This is a genomic window from Leifsonia sp. 563 (genome assembly GCF_040545055.1).
GTDB lineage: Bacteria > Actinomycetota > Actinomycetes > Actinomycetales > Microbacteriaceae > Leifsonia.
In genome coordinates, this window is sequence record NZ_JBEPLE010000001.1 from 1,422,793 (window position 1) to 1,443,007 (window position 20,215).

The following is a 20,215-nucleotide window of genomic DNA, read 5'->3' on the forward strand; positions in this document are numbered from 1 at the left end:
GGGTGGAGCAGGATGCGCGTGCGCGATACGACGGCCGTCGGCTGCTCCGCAACGATGTCTACGAGCTCGTGCTGGAGCGCATCCTCTCGGGGGAGCTGCAGCCGGGCCAACGTCTGCGCGACGCCGACCTGACCTCGTGGCTGGGCGTCTCGCGGACACCGGTCCGTGAGGCGGTCAGCCGTTTGACAGCCGTCGGGCTCATGTCCACCTCGCCCAACCGCTACACCGAGGTCGCCGTGCTCGACGAAGCCGAGGTCGCGGACGCGGTGGTGGTGCTCCGGCTGCTCTGGCCGGCGGTGCTCGCGAGCTTCCCGGGCGCTTCCTCTCTGGAGCGCGAGGTCGAGCTGACCCTCCTCGCGCGACGGGTCGAGCGCGGCGACGTCGATCCCGCCCACGGGCTCCATCGCGCTCTGTCGGTCGTGGTCGACACCCTCCCCAACCGTGTCCTCGCCGAGGCCGTGCGGGCGGCGGACCTCCGTGTGGTCCGGTATCTGCTGCTCGAGCCGGCCGCGCGTGCGGTGCTTCAGCCCGCCAGGGTCGTGGCGCTCATCCGCGCTCTCGGTGCCGAGACGCCTCCGGAGGCCGGCGCGGGTCGGGCCGACGAGCTCGGGGTGGATCTCCTCACCGAGCTGGAGGGCGTGCTGTCCGCCCGCCGCAGCGCGGCCCGGTAGAACCGGACGAGTTCTGCGGCTGACGGGCGCTGCGCGGCCATGGTCGCGGCATCCGTCCGGCGGGCGGCCATGTGGTGGCGCCACGATTCGGCCGCGCAGCGGTGGTCCCAGGCCGCAGCGGCCGCGGCTTCGAGCGTGCGGCACCAGCCGATCAGCTCGCGCCCCTCCGAGGTCGGCGCCCAGGTGACGACGCGGAACCACACCTCCGGGCGGTTGGGGTCTCCGAACGTGAACCGGCGGATCACGCCGTACGGCGTGCCGAGCGTCCCCTGGCGGAGCAGCCACTCGCTGGGCTGCGCATTCGCCACCGGGTGCCAGGATGCGCTCACGGCGTCACGGTATGCGACGCCGCCGACACCGCCACGCCCGGCTTCGCCGCGCTTTTGTACACCGCGTCGGGAACATGCGGCGCGATGGACGTCATGTACATCGGCGGCGCCTGCTCCGCCGCCCTAGCATCCCTGCATGACCCCCAGTGCCGCAGTCGACCAGGAACGCACCGACGACGACGTCGTCATCCTCGGCTACGACTGAGCGCCCAAGGCGGGTCAGGTGAACAGCCGGATGAGCGCTGCGACCACCGCAGCCGCCGGCACGACGACGATGAACGGCACCCGGAGCGCGTAGAGTCCGGCCGCGATCGCGACGGCGGGCAGCCGCGCATCGAGCTGCAGCGACTGGCCGGCCCCGAGGGTCTGCACGCAGATCAGCGCGGCGAGCAGCGCGGCCGTGAGGAGGTCGCTCACCCGCGCGACCGTCGGGTGGTCGAGCGCCTTCGGCGGCACCATCCAGCCGACGGCCTTGAGCCCGAGCACGCAGATCGAGGCGAGCAGGATGACATGCCAGGTGGTCACGGCTCCACCTCCCGTTCCATGGGCACCGCTTCCGGATGCGGTGGGTCGTTCCGCCGGCCGAACAGGTTGAGGACGCCGACGACGATGGCGACGACCGCCGCCGCCAGCACGGGCAGGCCGGGCGTGAGGAATGGGGTGAGCAGGGTCGCGACGAATCCGCCGGCGACGGCGACGGCCTGCGTCTGGCGTGCCTTCAGCCGGGGCCAGAGCAGGCCGAGGAATGCGGCGGCCGCAGCCGCATCCAGCCCGTAGGCCTTCACGTCGCCGATCAGGTCGCCCAGGAGCGCGCCGGCGAGTGTCATCAGGTTCCAGCCGATGTACACGACGAGGCCGGTGATCCAGAACCCGATGCGCTGCGCGCGCGGCTCGCTCTGGGCGGTCGCGACGGCGGTGGACTCGTCGATGGTCAGCTGGGTCGCGGCAGCTCGCTTCCAGAATCCCGGCCCGATGATGCGCGACAGCCGCAGGGCGTAGAAGGAGTTGCGCACGCCCAGCAGCGCGGCGCTGATGATCGCGGTGCCGCCGGCCGCGGCTCCGCCGGAGGCGAGCACGCCGATGAGGGCGAACTGCGAGCCACCGCTGAACATGACCAGGCTGAGCACGCAGGTCTGCCAGACGTCGAGCCCGGAAGCCGTTGCCAGGGCGCCGAAGGAGATGCCGTAGACGGCGGTCGCGATCCCGACGGCCCAGCCGGAGCGGGCCGCGGCGCGTTCCTCGCTGGTCCGTTCCTGGCGCATCGCCTCCCGACATTACCGGGTGGCGGTTGAGTTAGCGGAACAGTCGCTCGACCAGGTGTTCGGCGGTGGAGTCCTCGAGCGTCCAGGGCACGAAGATGACGCGGTAGATGATCGGCGCGACCACGACGTCGAGGATGTCGTCGTCGGTGACGGGGGAGTCCGGATAGCGCTGCAGGATGAGGCCCGCCTCGGTGCGCCGGTTGCGGAGGCAGTTCGACTGTCGCTCGCCGGCCGCCGAGGCGCCGCCGCGGAGGAGCGCCGCGTTGACCGGGTTGCGGTAGTGCTCCACCAGCTCGGAGGCCCAGGCGGTGAGGTCGCGCTGCAGGTCGCCGTTGTCGGGCAGGGGTCGCTCGGGGTTGAGCTGGTAGGTGGCGATGTCGTTGATGAGGGTCGGGAGGTCGCCCCAGCGGCGGTAGATGCTGGTCGGGTTGACGCCGGCGCGCTCGGCGATCATCGGAACGGTGACGCGGTCCTGGCCCTTTTCCTCGACGAGCTCTTCGACGGCGGTGCGCACGTTGTGGATGACCGCGGCGCTGCGTCCGCCCGTCCGCTTCGACGGAGTGGTCGTAGTTTCCATGGGAATAGCTTAAAGCAAATTTCGTTGCTTTATCCCACATCCCCTCGTATAGTCGCTAAAGCAATCAAGTTTGCTTTAAGGAGCTCGACATGACCACAGCCGAAGAGACCCTCCCCACGGGCGGGATGCTCGCCGTCCGGCCCGCCCGGTCGACGGGCGGTGCCGGCCCCCGCCGGCTCCGTCCTGCGGCGGCGTTCGCGGGCACCGCGCTGGCCTTCGTCGCTGTCGCCCTGGCGGTCGGCGCTCCGAGCCCGCTGTTCGTGCTGTACGAGCAGGAGTGGGGCTTCCAGCCGTGGCTGCTCACGGTCGCGTTCGCGATCTACGCCGTGACGCTCCTCATCACACTCCTCATCGCCGGGTCGCTCTCCGACCACATCGGCCGGCGGCCGGTCCTGATCGGTGCGCTCGCGCTGCAGGTGGTGGCGATGCTGATCTTCCTGTTCGCTCCCGACATCGGGTGGATCATCGGCGCTCGCTCCGTGCAGGGCGTCGCCACGGGTGCGGCGATGAGCACCTTCACCGCAGCCCTGGTGGAGCTCGCTCCCGAGCGCCAGAAGAAGCTGGGCGCGACCATCGGCAGTACGGCGCCCGTCGGCGGCATCGCCATCGGAGCCTTCCTGACCGGGCTCGCGGTGCAGTTCGTGCCGCAGCCCACGATCGTCGTGTTCGTCGCGCTGGCTCTGCTGTTCGCCGCCGGCATCGTCGTGATCGCGGTGTCGCCGGAGACGGTGGAGCGTCGGCCCGGGGCGGTGCGGTCGCTGATCCCTCGCCTGTTCGTGCCGCTGCCCGCCCGCGCGGAGTTCGTTCGCGCCATCCCGCTCTTCCTGGCGACGTGGATGCTGGCGGGCCTCTTCATCGGACTCTCGCCGTCGATCCTGCACGGCGTCTTCCACCTCGACAGCGGACTCCTCAACGGTGCCATCGTCGCCGTGCCGCCGGCGGTCGGAGCCGTCGCCGCCCTGCTGCTGACCCGCGCTCCCGCCAGGATCACGGCCGTTTGGGCGATGGCCGCGATCCTCGTCGGTGTGGCGCTCGCCGCCATCGGGATCAGCGCGGGCATCCTCGCGCTGCTCTTCGTGGGGGCGACCATCGCGGGCGGCGGCTTCGGCGCCGGCTTCGCGGCGGTCCTCCGCATCCTGGCCCCGCTCGCGCCGAACGACCAGCGGGCGGAGCTCTTCGCCGGGGTGTTCCTCGTCAGCTACCTCGCCTACGGCGTTCCCGCGCTGGTCGCCGGCGAGCTGATCACCGCGATCGGGCTGCTGCCGACGGTGCTCGGCTACGCCGCGGCGATCGCCGTCGCCTCGGTGGTCGCGCTCGTCGTCCAGGCCATCAAGCCACGTCGATGAGTACCTTGCCCACGATGCCGTCCTCGACGGCGTCGTGGGCCGCGGCCGTCTGATCGAGCGGGAAGCGTGTGATCGGGAGGCCGTGCTCCTCGCCGACACGCAGTGCGCCGTCGGCGGCAGCGGCGGCGACGGCCCGCACCGCGGCCTCCTTGTTCTCCGGAGCCACCGTGTAGGTGAGCACGAACTGCCAGCGGAGGTTCTTCGACATGCTCGGGCGGACGGGGATGGTCACCTCCTCCGCTCCGGGGGCGTCTGCGTAGCTCGCGATCGTGGCGTTGCGGCCGGTGACCTTCACGTCGAGCGCCGCGTTGGCGATCACGTTCACCTCCACGACGATGTCCACGCCGCGGGGCGCCAGCGCACCGATGGCCTCCGCGGTGTCCGGGTCGGTGTAGTTGACGACGTGGTGCGCGCCGGCGGCTCGCGCGAGCTCCGCCTTCTCATGGCTGCTGACGGTCGCGATGACCGTGGCGCCCGCCCACACGGCGAGCTGGATGGCGGCGTGGCCGACGGCGCCCGCCCCTCCGGCGACGAGCACGGTGCGGCCCTCCAGCGAGCCGGGGGAGAGCTCCGCCGGGGCGTGCTCGTACGAGGTCAGCGCGCGATGGGCGGTGAGCGCCGGGATGCCGAACGACGCACCCTCGTCGAAGCTGACGCCATCGGGCAGGGCGACCACCAGCTTCTCGGGAAGCACGACCAGTTCCTGCGCCGTTCCGTCGGGACGCTGATAGGCGGCATCCCACACCCACACACGGTCGCCCGCACGGAAGGCCGTGACGCCCTCGCCGACTTCGTCGACGACGCCGGCGCCGTCCTGGTTCGGCACCTGCGGGCGGGGAAGCTCCGCCGGGCCGCTGCCCCGCCGCGCCTTCCAGTCGGTGGGGTTCACACCGGACACGTGGATGCGGACGCGCACCTCACCCGGCCCGGGGTGCGGCTCCTCGCGCTCGCCGAGGGTCAGCACGTCGGATTCGCCGGTGGAGGAGTAGCTCACAGCCTTCATGTCACAAGCCAACCACGGCGAACGGCGCGACGGGAGAGCGGCTCAGGCGCGTGTCAGCCCGCCGAGCAGGCTCCGGAGCTGATCGGTGCGGAGCCGACGGACGAGAGCACCGGCCGCAGTTCGGCGAGGGTCAGCGCGTAGCCGGTGTCGGGGTTCGTCGCGCTCCGGGCGAACACGACCCCGGCGACCCGGCCATCGGAGTCGAGCAGTGGGCCGCCCGAGTTGCCGGGACGGACGACGCCGCGCAGCGAGTAGATGTCGCGGTCGACCGAGCCGCTCTGGTAGATGTCGGTGCCGCGCGCGACCACCCGATCGCGGACGCGCTGCGGTGCGATGGTGAACGGCCCGTTGCCCGGGTACCCGGCGGCGAACGCGGCGGCGCCGGCGGTCAGATCCGGTCCGATGTCGAGCGCCGGAGCGGTCAGGTCGGTGACGTCGAGCACTGCCAGGTCGCGGGACGGGTCGAAGGCGACGAGGGTCGCGCGCTCGACGTCGGGGCTCCCGGACATCCGCACGACGATGGAGGAGGAACCGGCGACCACGTGCGCGTTGGTCACGACACGACCGCGCTGCACGACCCATCCACTGCCCTCGGAGTCGACACCGCAGGCGGGCTTGGAGGCGAGCACCGTCACCACCGACTGCTCCGAGGCCGAGACGGCGGCGGGCACGGAGCCGTCCGGCGCCGGGACCGCCTTGATGGTCTCGCCGCCCTCGAACACCTTCGGGAGCCCGGCACCGGCGAGGGCGTCGTCCACCGCGCCGAGCACGGTCGACGACGGTAGCGGGGCCATGCTGTTGAGGGTCGAGACGACCCGGGAGGAGTTCGCCGCCTGGACGACGGTCGCGAGGTTGGTCGCCAGAGCGAACCCGGCGAGCAGCCAGACCACGACGGCCCAGGTTGCCAGGCCCAGCACGGCACCGACGAGGGAGTCGAGCCAGCGGATGGGGCCGTGGCGCAGGAGCTTGCCGATGATGCTCGCCAGGGCGCCCGCGATCGCGTACACGACGCCCGCGCACACGATGATGACGACGGCCGCCACGACGGACCGCTGCGTGACCCCGCCGAAACCGGAGTCGGCGAACCAGCCGACGACGATGGGGGCGATGGTCAGCCCCAGCCAGAGACCGAGCCCGAGACCCACGAGGGTGCCGGCCGAACGGATGGCGCCCTTGCTCCAACCGGCCGCGATCGCGAGGATGCCGAGCACCACGAGCACGACGTCGACAACGATCTCCACGGGGCATACCCTGCCCCAGAAGACTGGACGCCCGCTCAACCGCGGCTCTGCGGCGGCTGGCGATCCCCTGTCGGCGCGGGTGGCGCAGGTCTACCGTTCGAAGCTCCACCGCATCCCGAGACGAAGGAGCACCCCATGCCCGGATCCCGATCCGACGAGCCGATCGCGAACGGCGACGACGAGCGCGAGGACCTCGACGCCGGCGAGCGCCAGTACACGAGCGCCGATCTGACGGCGCACGACTCGGAGCACGGACAGCTTGAGGAGTCGGGCGAGGGCGAGGCGCCCTAGCCGCTCAGAGGCGGCCGTCCTCCTCGTCGCCGTCATCGACGGAGTCGGGCGCGGGCTGGGGAGCCGGGACGATGTCCGGATCCATCTGCTCCTCGGGCACGACGTCCGGGAAGTCCTCGGTCTGCTGGTCGGTCGTCTGTCTGGCCATGCGCGAACGCTACGCCAGCAACTCAGGAGCCGAAAGCCCCATCCGCCTCAGAGATCGTCCTGAGAGCTCTCTAAGTGCGCGTCGTCGTCCGCATCCGTGGCGGAAGGGCGGCGGCGCCGAGAGGTGAGGAGGACGATCACGACACCGATGACCGCCAGCACGACGATGGCGACGGCGATGCCGATCACCAGGCCCAGGTCGGTGCCGGAGGCCTGCGTCGTCGGCTGCGGAGTGGATGCGGCGGCCGTCGCGGTGGGCCCGGAGCCCGCCTGCGGGGTCGGCGCCGTCGGGCCCGTCGTTGCCGGCGCTGTCGACCCTCCCGCACCGCAGCCGGGTGTCTCTGAGCCCGCGGCCGCCGCGGCGCCGGACGGCGGCTGGTAGGTGAACGGGTAGGACGACGAGACCGTGTGGCCGTCGGCCGACACGATCTGGTACGTGACCGTGTACTGACCTGCCCCGCCGAGGGCGACCGGCGCGCTGAGCGTGGTGTCGACGACAGTGGCGCATCCCGTTTCGAAATGACGGGTCCCCGCGTCGGGGCCGGTCACCGTGAGCAGGTTCGTCGATCCGGTGCCCGAGAGGTCGAGCACGCGGTCGTTGAAGGTCACGGTCACCGTGTCGAGTGCCGTCGTCACCGTGGAGCCGGCGGCCGGGTCGCTGCCGACCACGTAGTCGTGGGCCGATGCTGCGGACACGGGAGCGAGCGCGAGAACGGCGGCCGCGGCGATGCCGGCGGCCGCGGCAAGCAGCCTGGTCGTCATGCCGAGAACCCTACGCTGCGGTCCTGCGGGGGTGGCGTACGCGGGGCGAACGGGACCACAACGCGGGCCGCCGGACCAGCGGGAACGCCCGGCGTGTCGGGTTAGTCTGGCCGGGTGGCGGAGTCTGGTCGGGCGGGGGAGAGCACCTGGCTCCGGCGCGCGCTCGTGGTGGAGGATCACGCACTCATGCGCTCCCTGGTCTCCGATGCCTTCCGCGCGCGGGGTTTCGAGGTCGCGTCCGCCGAGTCCGCTCCGGAGGCCCTCGCCCTGGCGGACGCCTTCGATCCGGACCTTCTGGTGACGGACATCGACCTCCGCCAGCGTCCCAACGGCGTCGAGCTGGCCTCCATCCTGCGCACCCGTGCCCCGCACATCGCCATCCTCTTCCTGAGCAACCTGTCCCGTGAGGCCGCCTCCGCGCAGGCGCAGAGCACTGTCGCCGGCGCTTCGTTCGTCAACAAGGCCGCCGTCGAATCGGTCGACGAGCTGGTGGATGCGGCGGAGGCCGTGCTCGCCGATCGGCCGGTGTCTCGTGACCTCGCCGCCTCGGACGCCCAGACGCGGCTGCTCCGGCTGACCGCCGCGCAGCTGGAGACCACCCGGCTGCTCGCCGCCGGCCTGTCGAACGCCGAGATCGCCCGGCGGCGGGGCGTGTCGGTGCGCGCCGTGGAGAAGAGCGTCGAGCGGGTGTTCGCCGCGCTCGGGCTCGGCGGTGAGCGCACGACACCGCGCGTCGCCGCCGCGACGCTCTACACGACGACGTTCGGCGATCCCGCCTCGGGGCTCTGAGCCGTGCTGCTCACGAACTTCCGTCGCTCCTTCGCACGCGTCTACGGACCGTCGGCTATCACCGTCTGGTCGTGGCTCATCACGCTCCCGTTCGCGGTGACCGTCATGTCGGGGCTGCAGTACGTCGGCGGCGGGCCGCTCGAGGTGTTCGCCGTCTCGGGTCTCGCCCATGCCATCCTCGGCGGCGTGCTGCTCGCAGGCGCCGCACTGCTTCGCGTCGTGCACGGACGGGCGCGACCCGTCGTGGTCTTCGCGTTCTTCGCCGTGGCGGGTGGACTCCGGCCCATCCTCTTCCTGGAGGCGGGCGGCCTCCTCTCCATCCCGGTCGCGCCTGGCGACCTGGCCGGCCGGATCGGAATCAACGTCGTCGCCCTCGTCGTCGCCTTCTCGCTGATCGCCGTCGGCGTCGATCTCGTCCGCGAGCACCGCGGGGTCTTCCGGCGGCTGCGAACGGCGCAACGCGCGTCGCAGCTCGATGTCGAGAACGCCTCCGAGCGCCTCGGGCAGTTGCGCGCCGATACCGTGGACGGCGTCGTGGCGGCGCTGGAGGAGGCCGCGGCATCGGCCGCCTCCCGGCCGATGGAGCCGACCGCGGCCGCCCGGCTGCTGCGGACGCTCGCCGAGGACGTCGTGCGGCCCGCCAGCCATCGCGTCTACGCCACTCCCGCACCGGACGCGGTGCCGGAAGGCGCAGTGGCGGGAGCGCGGGAATGGTCGGTGAGCGTCCTGGGCGGGATGCGTGCCGCCCCGCCGATCGCGACCGCCACACTCTTCTCCGCCCTGGTGGTGCCGTTCGGTGTGCTCCTGTTCGGAGCGATCAGCCTCCTGCCGCTCGTCGTCGGTCTCGTGGTGCTCCTGGTGGCCAACACCGTGGTCGCGCGGCTTCGCCTCCCGCACCGGCCCGTCGTGCGGTTGCTCCTTCTTCTCGGCATCTACGCCCTGGTGGGCGTGCTGCTCGCGCTCAGTGGCGAGACGACCCTCCTGCTCGTGGGGGTGCGGCCGGAGTCCGTCTGGTTCGAGGCGGCGACCTACCCGCTCATCGCCGTGGCGGTGGCCTTCGTGGGCTCTCTAGCCGTCCGCACGCGTCTCGATCAGGCGGAGCTGGAGACGGCGCTGCAGTCCAACATCGCCACCGCCGCCCGGATCCGCAGCGAGTACGAGCGAGAGCGCGCCTCCCTCGCCCGGCTGCTGCACGCGGGCGTGCAGTCCGAGCTGATCGCCGGGGCGCTCTCGCTGACCGTCTCCGCCGGCCCGAACGACGCCGGCGCACGGACGGCCGAGATCGTCGGCCGTGCGCGCGATGCCCTCCGCGGCGCCAACGACGAGCCGGACGCGGCCGAGCAGGTGCGGACGCTGCTCGACAGCTGGTCCTCTGCCATCGGCCTGACGGTCGGCATCGGCGACGGCGTCTGGGAGCGTCTGGGGGATGCGTCGCGCACCGCCGCGGTGGTCGACGCGATCTCGGAAGGGCTCGCGAACGCGGTCCGGCACGGCGACGGCTCGCCGGTCGCGCTGGAGCTGCGGCCGGCCGCGTCCGGCGGCGTCGAGGTCGTGGTCCTCTCCGGCGGAGCGCTCGCCGCATCCGAGGCCGGGATCGGTCTCAAGCAGCTGTCGGAGCGCGGAACGGTCGCCCTCCGCGAACGGTCCGGGCGTGTCGAACTGGCCGTCGCCATCCCCTGACCGGATGCTGAACGGCCGGTCGTGCCAGCCGTATCCCGTCACCCCGCGATCCGTTGCGACGCCTACGTTTTCAGAGGACGGACGACGGCGCCGACCCCGGTCCCGGGTGGGGGCCCCTGCGTGACCCGAACGCGCGGGATGGGCCCCCGACCGGGATCCATTCATCTGCATTGATGGAACATCCAGGCGGAATCGGGTAGAAAGGATCGGTACGCTTTCGCGCCCATCCCCCCGGCGCGATCCTCCGACCGTCTCGCCAAGGAAGTACCAGCAGCTTGCCCCAGTCCACTCCCTCAGTGCGGCCTCGCCGCAGTTTCAGGGCACCCGTCGTGGTGGATGTGGACCAGCAGCACGACCTGTCGGACGACCCGGTCAGCGCGTTCACCACGGCCGAGGAACTGACCGCGACGCAGACCTTCCCGAGCCGCCGCGCCGCCCTCGAGGCCGAGCGCAGCCGGCCGGCGAAGCGCGAGCGCGTCGTCGTGCGCCCGACCCGCGACCGACGCGACGCTAAAGCCGCCGCCCGTGCGGAGCGCGCCAACCGTCCGCCGCGCCGCACACGGACACCGCGGTCGGCCCGCCCGGCTCGCACCGAGGGCCGGCGCTGGGGCGTCCACGCCGTCGTCATGCTGGCGCTGGCCGCCTTCTTCGGCACTGCAGCACTCCCGGCCTACGCGACGACGGGCGAGGGCTCCACGGTCGGTGCCGCGCGGACCGCCCTCGCGGTGCAGACGTTGACCGGCGGCGGTGTGACCCAGGTGGTCGCCCGCGACGGCCTCGACATCCAGGAGAGCCCGCAGGCGCTCGACTCCACCACCAACACGACGGTGTCTCCGACGGTCCAGGCTCTCGCCGTCCAGCTCATGGGCGCGGTCGCGGCCGGTCGCCTGGTCGGCTCGACGCCGAACCACATCCCCGAGATCGCCGACCTCGCCGAGGGCCGCGCGGTCCCCGGCTGCGGGATCGACTATCGCGTTCTGCAGGCCATCTCGATCGCGCTCGACAACTTCAACCAGGTCGGCGTCAGCGACATCAACCGTCGCTGCACCGGCCAGATCGAGGGAGCGGGAACCGAGTCCGCCCACTACGCCGACGGCGGCGGTCACGCCCTCGACTTCTACCTGCTCAACGGCTCGCCCCTCACCGGTGGCGACGCGAAGTCGGTGCAGCTCATCAAGATCCTCGACCCGATCGTGCCGGACGGCACGGGTCTCGGTCAGATCGGCTGCCGCTCCTCCATGGACCTCACCAACTTCAAGCCGTTCGACGACACGTGCAACCACCTGCACATCGACTTCCTCAAGTCGGACGGTCCCGCGCTCCGTTACGGCTGATCGCCCAGTCGGCGCGATCGGGCGTCTGCAGACTCAGCCGAAGAGGTTGAGCGCCGCCCACTGCAGCAGGATGACCGTTTTGCCGTCGGCGATCCGGCCGTCCGCCACCAGTTCGAGCGCCTCGTCGTAGGGGACGACGACCGGTTCGATCTCCTCGCCCTCCTCCTCGACACCTCCACCGCCGACCACCTCGGCGGGGACGTAGGGCGCCGCGTAGAAGTGCACGCGCTCGGTGACCGAACCGGGGCTCATGTAGAGGTCGAACAGGTGCGTCAGTTCGCCGATGCTCACCCCGAGCTCCTCCGCCGCCTCGCGCCGGATCGCCTCCTCCGGGGAATCGCCGTCGAGGAGCCCGGCCGCCGATTCGATCAGCATCCCGTCCGGATGCCCGTTGACGTAGACGGGGAAGCGGAACTGGCGCGTCAGCAGGAGCGTGCGGCCGGCCGGGTCATAGAGCAGCACGGTGGCCCCGTTGCCGCGGTCGTACGTCTCGCGCGTCTGCGTCGTCCACCGTCCGTCGCGTCCGCGGTAGTCGAAGGTGGTGCGCCGGAGCACGTGCCAGCCGTCGGAGGTGACCTCGGCCTCCCGCACCCGGACGTCCGGGTTGCCGTCGAGGTCGAGCCCGGTCCGGTGGAGTCCCGACCGTCCGCGTGCGTCGGGGAGGTCGTGGCCGGGTCGCTGGTCGCTCATGCTTCGAGACTAGCTTCGCGGGGGACGAGCCCCGGCGCCGGCTCCGGTGTCAGCGGTAGCGGCGGCGAAGCTCTCGCGCGGCGAGGATGTCGCCCGCGTGCGCCTCACGAGCCTTGAGCAGTGCCTTGTCCGACTTGAGCGGCAGCCGCAGCACGTCGTCCGCCTCGATGCCCGCGACGAGCTCCCGCGCGCGCTCGACCTCCGAGTCGAGCTCGGCGCCGAACAGCAGAGCGTTGTTGGCGATCCAGATCCACAGCAGGAACACGATGATGCCGGCCAGCGCGCCGTAGGTGCGGTCGTAGTTGCCGAAGTTGCCGACGTAGAAGGCGAACAGGGCCGACGCGATGCCGAGCACGATGATCGCGGCGAGTGAGCCCGGCGTCAGCCAGCGGAACCGCGGATGCTTCACGTTCGGCGTCGACGCGTACAGCACGGCGAGCAGCAGCACCAGGACGATGATGACGACCGGCCAGCGGAGGATCGACCAGGCCACCTGGAACGCCTCGTCGAGCCCGATCAGGCCGCCGAGGAACGACAGCACGGGGCCGGACACCACGAGCATCAGGGCGAGCAGCGAGATCAGCACCAGCGTGAGCAGCGTGACGCCGAGCTGGACCGGGCGGAGCACCAGGGCCGTGCGCCCCTCCGGCACGCCGTACACGCGGTTGAGCGCCCGGCCGAAGCCGCCGACGTATCCCGACGCCGACCACACGGCGCCGACGATTCCGATGACCAGCGCCCAGCCTGTGGCGGGAGAGGACGCAAGGCCCTCGATCGGCCCCTTCAGGACGTCGGTCATCCCGGGCGCCAGCTCGTTGACCATCCCGAACAGCGCGTCGATGCCGGCCTGGCTCTGACCGACGATGCCCAGGATGCTGACGAGCGCCAGCAGCGCAGGGAACAGCGACAGAACGGCGAAGTAGGTCAGTCCGGCGGCGAGGTCGGTGCACTGGTCGGTGCTGAAGCTGCGCATCGTCCGCTTGAGGATGAACCCCCACGGCAGCCGGTACCAGGGCAGACTGTGGCGATCCTCGATCCGCCGGACCGCCTTGGCGCGGTCGCTCCCGACGCCGCCCTGGTCAGCGGGCACGCCCGCGTCTCCGCAGGAGGAGCGCAGCGATTCCCGCCGCCGCCCCGGTCAGTGCGAGGAAGAGCCCGACGAAGAACGTGGGATGCGACCGGATCTGCACCCGGATGTTGAAGGTGGCGAAGAGGTCGTCGAGCGTGGTCGCGAGCTCCTCCCTGGTCACCTCCAAGTCGAGCTTCAGCGAGTTGATGCCGGCGCCCTTGGGGAGCGGCGGGCGTCCGGCAGGGCGCTGGCCCTGGCGGCTCACCGATGGTGTGGTGTCCGAGGTCACGGCTGCTCTCCCTTCAGGGCCTTCGCGTCGGCGCTCAGCTCGCTGCCCAGGTCGTCGGGCACCGGCGGGACGCCCTTCTTCAGACTGCTCCAGCCGATGAGGCCGAGAACGACGGCGATCAGGATGAGGATGCCCGCGACGATGAGCGCCGCCAGCCAGGCGGGGAGGATGAGCGCGAAGCCGAGGACGGCGGCGGTCACCAGCACTCCGAACGCGAAGAACAGGAACAGCAGGGCTCCGACGAGAAGCCCTGCGCCGATCCCCGCCGCCTTCGCCTTGGCGGTCATCTCCGCCTTGAAGAGGGCGATCTCCGACGCGACGAGGCGGCGCAGCTGAGCGACGAGGTCCTTCGTCAGCTCAGGGAGCGGACGGAGTCCGCGGGTGGTGCGGCGGCGCTCGCGCGGCAGCGGAGGCGTATGGGCCATCGGTTCGGGCTCCCTTCGGACGCTGTATGGCCGAACGTACCCCACCCGTCGGTACGAGTGAACCCGGATGGTGCACACTAGGGGCATGAACGGCAATGCGCTCTCCGGCCGGGGTGGCATCCTGGTGGCCGTCGTCCCCGGTCAGCCGATCGCGGTGCTGGAGGAGGCCGCCCGTCTCGCCGACGACCTGGACGTCCCGCTCGTCTGCGCCAACGTCGATCCGGACCGGTACCTCGTCTCGAGCTACGTCGACGGAACGGTGGTCGCCTTGCCGTACGACCCGGACCTCCCCGAGACGGAGGAGACGCGGTTCGACCCGGACCTGGAGGCGCACATCCGGCAGTTCCTCGACGGTCGCGGCATCCCTTATTTCCTGCAGCAGCTGGCCGGTGACCCCGCGTGGTCGCTGTCGCGGCTGGCGGACGACATGGAGGCGCGCTACATCGTCGTCGGGACGCGCGAGGCCGGTCTGCGCGGCAGCCTGCGCGAGTTCTTCAACGGCTCCGTCGGCGTGCACCTGGCGCATCGGCAGCACCGCCCGGTCGTGGTGGTTCCGCTGAATCCGGTTCCGGGTGCCCAGAAGCTCCCGTGGGAAGAGCCGCCGGTCTCGTGACGACCCGCGCGCCCGCGCCCGTGCACCTGCACTGGCGCTCGATCCTGCTCGTGTTCGTGGGGGGTGCGCTCGGTGCGGCCGTGCGGTACCTGCTCACGCTGTCGGTGCCGCCCGTCGCGGGCGTGCCGCTCATCACGTTCCTGATCAATGTGACGGGCGCCTTCGTGCTCGGGTGGCTCCTGCAGTCGCTCGCGTTGCGCGGACCGGACGAGGGCCGGCGGCGCGATCTCCGGCTGTTCGTCGGCACCGGCATCCTCGGCGGGTACACCACGTACAGCTCGCTCGCGGTGGACACGGACGGCCTGATCGCCGCTCAGAGTGTCGGCCTCAGCATCCTGTACGCCGTCGCCACGGTGGCCGTCGGCGCCATCGCGTCCGTCGCGGGCATCGCCCTGGCGTCCGGCATCGCGCGACGCCGGGCCGACCGGAGCGGCCGATGACCGCGCTGCTGGTGGTCGCCGTCGCGGTGGCCGGCGGGCTGGGCGCGGTCGCCCGGCTGGTGCTCGACGGCGTCCTCAAGGCACGGGTGCGGGTCTCGTTCCCGCTCGGCACGACGGTGATCAACGTCACCGGATCGTTCCTGCTCGGCCTGGTCACCGGGCTCGCGCTCGCCCACAGCCTGCCTCCGGAGTGGCGCGCCGTGCTGGGGACGGGCTTCCTGGGCGGCTACACCACGTTCAGCACCGCGAGCTACGAGACGGTCCGCCTGGCGCAGCAGCGACGCTATCGGGCGGCACTGTTCAACGGCGTCGGGATGCTGGTGCTGGCGCTCGCGGCAGCGGGACTCGGCCTGTGGCTCGGTCAGCTCGCGTGACGACCGCCGGATCCGGCGGACCGGCGTGCCGGGTCAGTCCTGGTCGGGCTCCTGCTCCATCCACCACTCGGTGAACTCCTCGGCGCGGCCGTCCTCCGCCAGCCGGATGATCCACAGGTTGCTGTAGATCGGGCCGTCGCGGTAGTCGGTCACGCCCTCGACGAAGTACACCGGGCCGTCCTGCCCGAGGAGCCGCCACTCGAAGGTGGCAGCGCCCGGGTCGTCCTGGGCGTCGAGCCACCCCTCCACGATCTCGATGTGACCGTCCCACGGTTCGGCGAACGGCTCGGTGCGGTAGCTGGCATCCTCGGTGAAGAGCGCGCGGATGTCGTCGGGCTCGTTGCTCTCCCATGCGCGTCGGTAGCGGTCGATCCAGGTGGTGAGCGCGTCGGCCATGTCCCCGTTATACGCCCTGGCCGCTGGGCACCGCTACGCTGGCGCCCATGGAGGAGCCCTTCGCGTCGTGGTCGGAGTTCAATGTCGCGGTCGCCGGGGCGGGCGCCGCCCTCGGCGGTCTGCTGATCGTCGCCCTGTCGGTCAACATCAGGACCATCGCCGAGTCGCGGGGACTCGCGGCCCGCGCGGGAGCATCCATCGCCGGCCTGATCCTGGGCGTCGCGCTGTCGTGCGCCGCGCTCATCCCGGGTCAGGGGACGATCGGGTACGGCGCCCAGGTGCTCATCGGCACCGCGCTGTGCGCCGTCGTGGTGGTGCGTTCCGCTGTGGCGGTGCAGCGGGATGCGGCCCAGACCGGATTCCGCCGCTACACCGCGGAGCGGGTCGCGCTGTTCGCCCTTCCGCCCGCGGTCTACGCGGTGGGCGGGCTCGTGCTCGTGTTCGCGCCGACGCTGCCGCTCGGGCTGATCCTGGTGGCCGTCGGCACCATCCTGGCCATCGTCACGACCGTGCTGTTCTCGTGGGTCGCTCTGGTCGAGGTGCTGCGCTGACCCGGTTCAGGCGGGCTGCGCGCTGAGCTGCGGGAGGGCGTCCACCAGCGGGGCGAGCTCCGGAACCTCGCGCGCGCCGTCGAGCGCGCGTGAGAGCGCGGCGTCGTGGACGGGACGGGCGGTGTCGAGCAGGCCGTGCCCGGTCGCGGTGAGCTCGGTGTAGATCCCTCGGCGGTCGTCGTCGCACAGGATGCGGGTGAGCAGGCCGCGGTCTTCGAGACGGTTGACGAGACGGGTGGTCGCGCTCGGGCTGAGGGCGCTCGCGCGGGCGAGCTGCTGCATGCGCATGTGCCAGCCGTCCTGGCGGGCCAGCGCGTCGAGCACCGTGTACTCGACGACCGACAGCTGCACCGCCTTGCTCAGCTCGCGCTCCAGCTCCGCCTCGATGTACCCGTGCAGCGCGGCGAGCGTGCGCCAGCCGTGCGCGCGCACCTCCACGGCGTCGTCGGCGATGCCCATGGGCGCCCCTTCCCGGTCGTCTCGGCAGACGGGTTGCGCGAAGTAGTTGCACGTGCAAGTATTTATAGCGCGTCTGCAACTAACAGAGTAGCGCACCACCCCCGCATCCCGAAGGAGACATCCATGCCCGCTGGCCTGATCGCCCTCGCACTCGGAGGGTTCGGCATCGGACTCACCGAGTTCGTGATCGCCGGGCTCCTGCCCGAGGTCGCCGCCGACTTCCACGTCGACGAGGCGACCGCCGGGTGGCTGATCTCGGGGTACGCGCTCGCGGTGGTCGTCGGCGCGCTCGGCCTCACCGCCGCCGCCACGCGCATCCCGCGCAAGGCGGCACTGCTCGGGCTGATGGTGCTCTTCATCGTGGGCAACCTGCTCTCGGCGATCGCGCCGGACTACGGCGTCATGCTCGCCGGGCGCATCCTCGCCGCACTCTGCCACGGCGCGTTCTTCGGCATCGGCTCGGTGGTCGCCGCCGGTCTCGTCGCTCCGGAGAAGCAGGCGCGTGCCATCGCCGTCATGTTCACCGGACTCACCGCCGCGAACGTGCTCGGCGTGCCGTTCGGCACCCTCCTCGGCCAGGCGTTCGGCTGGCGGTCGACGTTCTGGGCCATCACGGTGATCGGAGTGGCCGCGATGATCGGCGTCGCCCTGCTCGTGCCGCGCGACGCCGGCGACCGGCCGACTGGCGGTCTCCGCGGCGAGCTGTCGGCGTTCCGCTCCGGACAGGTCTGGCTCTCGCTGGCCGCGACCGTGCTGGGATTCGGCGGGATGTTCGGCTCCTTCACCTACATCGCCTACACGCTCACCGGCGTCTCCGGGTTCGCCTCGTCCGCGGTTCCGTGGCTCCTCATCCTCTTCGGGCTCGGGCTGTTCGCGGGCAACTGGGTCGGCGGCCGCCTGGCCGACCGCTCCATCGACGGGACGCTGCTCTGGCTGCTCGCTGCTCTCGCGGTCGTGCTGGTGGGCTTCGCCCTGGTCGCCGGGATCCCGGTCGGTGCGGTGATCGCCCTCGTGCTCATGGGAGCGTTCGGCTTCGCGACCGTCCCGGCCCTCCAGCTGCGGGTTCTCTCCTACGCCTCCCACGCGCCGACCCTCGCCTCGGGCGGGAACATCGCCGCCTTCAACCTCGGCAACGCTCTGGGCGCCTGGCTGGGCGGTCTCACCATCGCGGCGGGTCTCGGCTACACGTCGCCCCTGTGGGTGGGTGCCGCGATGACGGTGGGTGCCCTCGTCGTCATCGCGATCGCAGCCGCGGCATCCCGCCGTTCGTCCCGCGACGAACGCGCCGAGATCGCGACTTCGGACGCATCGCTTCCGTTCTAGTAGACGGCGGAGTACAGTCCCCCTTGTCTCGAACGGTCAGGGGGTGATCGTATGCCGGATGCTGCTCAGCAGCTGCACCCGCGTCAGGTCAGCCCTGCGCGCGTGCTGATCGGCTCTCTGATCGCCGGCGCCGGCCTGACCGTCCTCGGCTTCCTGATGGGAGGCTCGCCGGCCTCTGCGGCCGAACCGGCCCCGCCGTCCTCGCCCGTCTCGGCGGTCGTATCGAACGCGACCGGAGCCGTGGGACACGTCCTCGGATCGGTCACCTCGGCCGTCGCGCCGGCCGTCCCCGAGCCCGTGCAGCAGGTCGTCTCCGCGGTCGTGACCCCGGTCACCGACACCGTCGACCAGGTAGTCGAGCAGTCGCCGGTCTCGAGCACGGTCGACCCGGTGGTGGATGTGGTGGACCAGGTCGTCGCGCAGGTGCCGATCGTCAACGACATCCTCCCGCCGGCCCCGGTCTCATCGGTCACGCAGCCGGTCACCGGCGGCGTCGACCAGGCGGTGTCGGATGTCGTGGGCGCGGTCGACACGGCCGTGACGCCGCTGACTCCTCCCGCCGCCGCGCTTCCCGTGCCCGACCCGGGCACCACGGTGTCCGACGGTACGGACCTCCTCGGATCCCTTCTCTCGCCTGGTGCAGCGGCCGGTCCGGCCACTGCAGCGGTGCCGGCCGGTGCCGCTCTCGGGCTGCTCGCCGCGACCGGTGCCACGTCCTTCGTCGCGAGCGCGGGGCTCGTCGCCCCGTCTGGAGCCGGAGCCGGTGGTGCGCCCTCAGACGCGCCCGGAGGTCTTCCTGGCGGTGGCCTGCCGGGCGGTGGTCTGCCCGGTGGCGGGACCGCCGGTACGACCGGTGGTTCCGGTGGCCCGGGCGGAGCTGCGCCCGGTGCGACCGCAACGGCCGACGGTTTCCTCCTGCCCGGCTCCGCGTGGAGCGGGCGCATCGGCGCTGCCGCGGATGACCGCATCCCCGCGGCTCCCGTCGCCGATCACGACATCAGCCCCGACTGAGTGGGTCGCCGCTGCCCTCTGAGGCAGCACGCGACCATCCGCCCGGCATCCTCATGCCCGGGCGCAGACACTCATTCGAAAGGCTTGATCATGAACAAGTACGTATCCAGAGGGATGTGGTTCACCCTCTGCGTCGGCGGCCTGTGGCTCGCCGGAACGGCCGCGGCCAACGCGGCCGAGGCTCCCAGCAGCGACGGCGTCGCGAGCGGCGACCAGGCGGTCGTCGGCGTCACGGTTCCGGTGTCCCTCTCGGGCAACGGCATCTCGGTCCTCGGCGACTCGACGAGCAGCGGCTCCACGGCCGCGGCTCCGGCGGCACCGGCGGCTCCCTCGGTGTCCATCTCGCCCGACTCGATCGGCGGCGTCCTCAGCGGCGACCAGGCGGTGGCCTCGGTCAGCGTCCCGGTGACGGTGGCGGGGAACTCGGTGAGCGTCCTCGGCGACTCCACCAGTTCCGGATCCGATTCGGCTGCCGCTCCGGCGCCCGCCGACTCAGGAGCGAGCGCCACCTCCGATGGTTCGGACGGCGTGGCGTCGGGCATCCAGGCACCTGTGGCGGTGGATGTTCCGGTGACCGCCGGTGGCAACGCCATCTCGGTCCTCGGCGACTCGACGTCGACCGATTCGTCGGCCACGGCGCCCGCCGCGGGTTCCGGCTCGTCGGCGACGGCGTCGAGCTCCGGCTCGGACGGCGGACTGCTCTCCGACATCCAGGCTCCGATCGACGCCGCAGTGCCGGTGACGGTCGGCGGCAATGCGATCTCCGTCCTCGGCGACTCGCAGTCCTCGGGCTCGGAGACGACCGCTCCGGCTGCCGGTAGCGGCAGCACGGCGACCTCGGGTTCCGGTTCGGACGGCGGACTGCTGTCCGGCATCCAGGCTCCGATCGATGCTGCTGTGCCGGTGACGGCGGGCGGTAACGCGGTCTCGGTGGTCGGTGACTCGACGACGTCGGGTTCGGACACGGCGGCTCCGGCTGCCGGTAGCGGGAGCACCACGTCGGGTTCTGGCTCGGATGGGGGCATCCTGTCGGGTGTTCAGGCTCCGGTCGATGCTGCTGTGCCGGTGACGGCGGGCGGTAACGCGGTCTCGGTGGTCGGTGACTCGACGACGTCGGGTTCGGACACGGCGGCTCCGGCTGCC

Annotated in this window: 26 protein-coding genes; 13 read left to right on the forward strand and 13 right to left on the reverse strand. The window is 71.8% G+C overall.

All coding sequences use genetic code 11. The features are described from left to right. The first annotated feature begins 2 nt into the window (after positions 1-2). On the forward strand, positions 3-671 hold the full coding sequence (locus ABIC47_RS06945) for a GntR family transcriptional regulator (RefSeq protein WP_354478621.1): 669 nt from the start codon (positions 3-5) through the stop codon (positions 669-671). A 548-nt stretch (positions 672-1,219) separates the two neighbouring features. Here the strand turns inward: ABIC47_RS06945 and ABIC47_RS06950 are convergent. Genes ABIC47_RS06950 through ABIC47_RS06960 form a run of 3 tightly spaced genes read right to left on the reverse strand, consistent with a single transcriptional unit; the run spans position 1,220 to position 2,839 of the window. Next, entirely contained in the window at positions 1,220-1,525 is a 306-nt protein-coding gene (locus ABIC47_RS06950; RefSeq protein ID WP_020076131.1) for an AzlD domain-containing protein, read from the reverse strand. Next, positions 1,522-2,262, reverse strand: a complete 741-nt coding sequence (locus ABIC47_RS06955) for an AzlC family ABC transporter permease (RefSeq protein WP_018189100.1) — start codon at positions 2,260-2,262, stop codon at positions 1,522-1,524. Before ABIC47_RS06955 ends, ABIC47_RS06950 begins: the two co-directional genes overlap by 4 nt. 31 nt (positions 2,263-2,293) lie before the next feature. Continuing rightward, positions 2,294-2,839: a TetR/AcrR family transcriptional regulator gene (locus tag ABIC47_RS06960; protein ID WP_018189101.1), complete on the reverse strand. Its 546-nt coding sequence runs from the start codon at positions 2,837-2,839 to the stop codon at positions 2,294-2,296. 89 nt (positions 2,840-2,928) lie between these two features. On the opposite strand from ABIC47_RS06960, the gene ABIC47_RS06965 reads away from it, so the two are divergent. Next, on the forward strand, positions 2,929-4,185 hold the full coding sequence (locus ABIC47_RS06965; RefSeq protein ID WP_354478626.1) for an MFS transporter: 1,257 nt from the start codon (positions 2,929-2,931) through the stop codon (positions 4,183-4,185). On the opposite strand, the gene ABIC47_RS06970 is transcribed toward ABIC47_RS06965, so the two are convergent. Together ABIC47_RS06970 and ABIC47_RS06975 are read right to left on the reverse strand one after the other, a co-directional pair. Further along, entirely contained in the window at positions 4,169-5,188 is a 1,020-nt protein-coding gene (locus ABIC47_RS06970) for an NADPH:quinone reductase (RefSeq protein WP_354478629.1), read from the reverse strand. The two genes, ABIC47_RS06965 and ABIC47_RS06970, sit on opposite strands and share 17 nt — an antisense overlap. Before the next feature lie 53 nt (positions 5,189-5,241). Beyond that, positions 5,242-6,429 carry a MarP family serine protease gene (locus ABIC47_RS06975; protein WP_018189104.1) on the reverse strand — a complete coding sequence of 396 codons (1,188 nt, stop codon included), beginning with the start codon at positions 6,427-6,429 and terminating at the stop codon, positions 5,242-5,244. Positions 6,430-6,564: 135 nt separating this feature from the next. On the opposite strand from ABIC47_RS06975, the gene ABIC47_RS06980 reads away from it, so the two are divergent. Continuing rightward, on the forward strand, positions 6,565-6,720 hold the full coding sequence (locus tag ABIC47_RS06980; RefSeq protein ID WP_018189105.1) for a hypothetical protein: 156 nt from the start codon (positions 6,565-6,567) through the stop codon (positions 6,718-6,720). Between the two features lie 4 nt (positions 6,721-6,724). Here the strand turns inward: ABIC47_RS06980 and ABIC47_RS06985 are convergent, their stop codons facing one another. Continuing rightward, complete coding sequence (locus tag ABIC47_RS06985; protein ID WP_018189106.1) at positions 6,725-6,868, reverse strand: hypothetical protein; 144 nt, start codon at positions 6,866-6,868, stop codon at positions 6,725-6,727. 47 nt (positions 6,869-6,915) lie between these two features. Further along, a complete protein-coding gene (locus tag ABIC47_RS06990; RefSeq protein WP_354478634.1) occupies positions 6,916-7,629 on the reverse strand; it encodes a copper resistance CopC family protein in 714 nt (237 codons plus the stop codon). 114 nt (positions 7,630-7,743) lie between these two features. Here ABIC47_RS06990 and ABIC47_RS06995 point away from each other — a divergent pair, with 114 nt between their 5' ends. The 3 genes from ABIC47_RS06995 to ABIC47_RS07005 all read left to right on the forward strand — a co-directional run bounded on the left by ABIC47_RS06995 (position 7,744) and on the right by ABIC47_RS07005 (position 11,432). Next, the gene (locus ABIC47_RS06995) at positions 7,744-8,418 is read left to right on the forward strand and encodes a response regulator (protein WP_354478637.1); all 675 of its coding nucleotides are present in this window, start codon (positions 7,744-7,746) and stop codon (positions 8,416-8,418) included. 3 nt (positions 8,419-8,421) lie between these two features. Continuing rightward, the gene (locus ABIC47_RS07000; RefSeq protein WP_354478640.1) at positions 8,422-10,098 is read left to right on the forward strand and encodes a hypothetical protein; all 1,677 of its coding nucleotides are present in this window, start codon (positions 8,422-8,424) and stop codon (positions 10,096-10,098) included. Positions 10,099-10,427: 329 nt separating this feature from the next. Further along, positions 10,428-11,432, forward strand: a complete 1,005-nt coding sequence (locus tag ABIC47_RS07005; protein WP_231371149.1) for a hypothetical protein — start codon at positions 10,428-10,430, stop codon at positions 11,430-11,432. Positions 11,433-11,465: 33 nt separating this feature from the next. Here the strand turns inward: ABIC47_RS07005 and ABIC47_RS07010 are convergent, their stop codons facing one another. Genes ABIC47_RS07010 through ABIC47_RS07025 form a run of 4 tightly spaced genes read right to left on the reverse strand, consistent with a single transcriptional unit; the run spans position 11,466 to position 13,905 of the window. Beyond that, positions 11,466-12,122 carry an NUDIX domain-containing protein gene (locus ABIC47_RS07010; RefSeq protein WP_354478643.1) on the reverse strand — a complete coding sequence of 219 codons (657 nt, stop codon included), beginning with the start codon at positions 12,120-12,122 and terminating at the stop codon, positions 11,466-11,468. Positions 12,123-12,171: 49 nt separating this feature from the next. Further along, the gene (locus ABIC47_RS07015; RefSeq protein ID WP_018189112.1) at positions 12,172-13,212 is read right to left on the reverse strand and encodes a YihY/virulence factor BrkB family protein; all 1,041 of its coding nucleotides are present in this window, start codon (positions 13,210-13,212) and stop codon (positions 12,172-12,174) included. After that, positions 13,202-13,480: a hypothetical protein gene (locus tag ABIC47_RS07020; RefSeq protein WP_018189113.1), complete on the reverse strand. Its 279-nt coding sequence runs from the start codon at positions 13,478-13,480 to the stop codon at positions 13,202-13,204. The genes ABIC47_RS07015 and ABIC47_RS07020 overlap by 11 nt, the downstream gene beginning before the upstream one ends. Further along, positions 13,477-13,905 (reverse strand): phage holin family protein, encoded by a 429-nt coding sequence (locus ABIC47_RS07025; RefSeq protein WP_018189114.1) that lies wholly within the window; start codon positions 13,903-13,905, stop codon positions 13,477-13,479. The genes ABIC47_RS07020 and ABIC47_RS07025 overlap by 4 nt, the downstream gene beginning before the upstream one ends. A gap of 85 nt (positions 13,906-13,990) precedes the next feature. On the opposite strand from ABIC47_RS07025, the gene ABIC47_RS07030 reads away from it, so the two are divergent. The 3 genes from ABIC47_RS07030 to crcB are packed head-to-tail and all read left to right on the forward strand — an operon-like array spanning position 13,991 to position 15,332. Further along, a complete protein-coding gene (locus ABIC47_RS07030; protein ID WP_354478648.1) occupies positions 13,991-14,518 on the forward strand; it encodes a universal stress protein in 528 nt (175 codons plus the stop codon). Beyond that, complete coding sequence (locus ABIC47_RS07035) at positions 14,515-14,958, forward strand: fluoride efflux transporter FluC (protein WP_018189116.1); 444 nt, start codon at positions 14,515-14,517, stop codon at positions 14,956-14,958. Before ABIC47_RS07030 ends, ABIC47_RS07035 begins: the two co-directional genes overlap by 4 nt. After that, positions 14,955-15,332: a fluoride efflux transporter CrcB gene (gene crcB, locus ABIC47_RS07040; RefSeq protein WP_354478652.1), complete on the forward strand. Its 378-nt coding sequence runs from the start codon at positions 14,955-14,957 to the stop codon at positions 15,330-15,332. Before ABIC47_RS07035 ends, crcB begins: the two co-directional genes overlap by 4 nt. 33 nt (positions 15,333-15,365) lie before the next feature. Here the strand turns inward: crcB and ABIC47_RS07045 are convergent, their stop codons facing one another. After that, the gene (locus tag ABIC47_RS07045; RefSeq protein WP_089879578.1) at positions 15,366-15,728 is read right to left on the reverse strand and encodes a nuclear transport factor 2 family protein; all 363 of its coding nucleotides are present in this window, start codon (positions 15,726-15,728) and stop codon (positions 15,366-15,368) included. A gap of 47 nt (positions 15,729-15,775) precedes the next feature. Here ABIC47_RS07045 and ABIC47_RS07050 point away from each other — a divergent pair, with 47 nt between their 5' ends. Then, positions 15,776-16,279, forward strand: coding sequence for a hypothetical protein (locus ABIC47_RS07050; RefSeq protein ID WP_354478655.1), 504 nt, complete (start codon positions 15,776-15,778; stop codon positions 16,277-16,279). A 6-nt stretch (positions 16,280-16,285) separates the two neighbouring features. On the opposite strand, the gene ABIC47_RS07055 is transcribed toward ABIC47_RS07050, so the two are convergent. Continuing rightward, positions 16,286-16,738, reverse strand: coding sequence for a MarR family winged helix-turn-helix transcriptional regulator (locus tag ABIC47_RS07055; protein ID WP_354478658.1), 453 nt, complete (start codon positions 16,736-16,738; stop codon positions 16,286-16,288). A gap of 123 nt (positions 16,739-16,861) precedes the next feature. Between ABIC47_RS07055 and ABIC47_RS07060 the strand changes: the two genes are divergently transcribed. From ABIC47_RS07060 to ABIC47_RS07070, 3 genes are all read left to right on the forward strand, one after another. Continuing rightward, positions 16,862-18,061, forward strand: a complete 1,200-nt coding sequence (locus ABIC47_RS07060; RefSeq protein ID WP_354478661.1) for an MFS transporter — start codon at positions 16,862-16,864, stop codon at positions 18,059-18,061. A gap of 51 nt (positions 18,062-18,112) precedes the next feature. Continuing rightward, a complete protein-coding gene (locus tag ABIC47_RS07065; RefSeq protein ID WP_354478664.1) occupies positions 18,113-19,072 on the forward strand; it encodes a hypothetical protein in 960 nt (319 codons plus the stop codon). A gap of 90 nt (positions 19,073-19,162) precedes the next feature. Further along, the coding region (locus ABIC47_RS07070) for a chaplin family protein (RefSeq protein ID WP_354478667.1) at positions 19,163-20,215 on the forward strand (1,053 nt) is incomplete at its 3' end.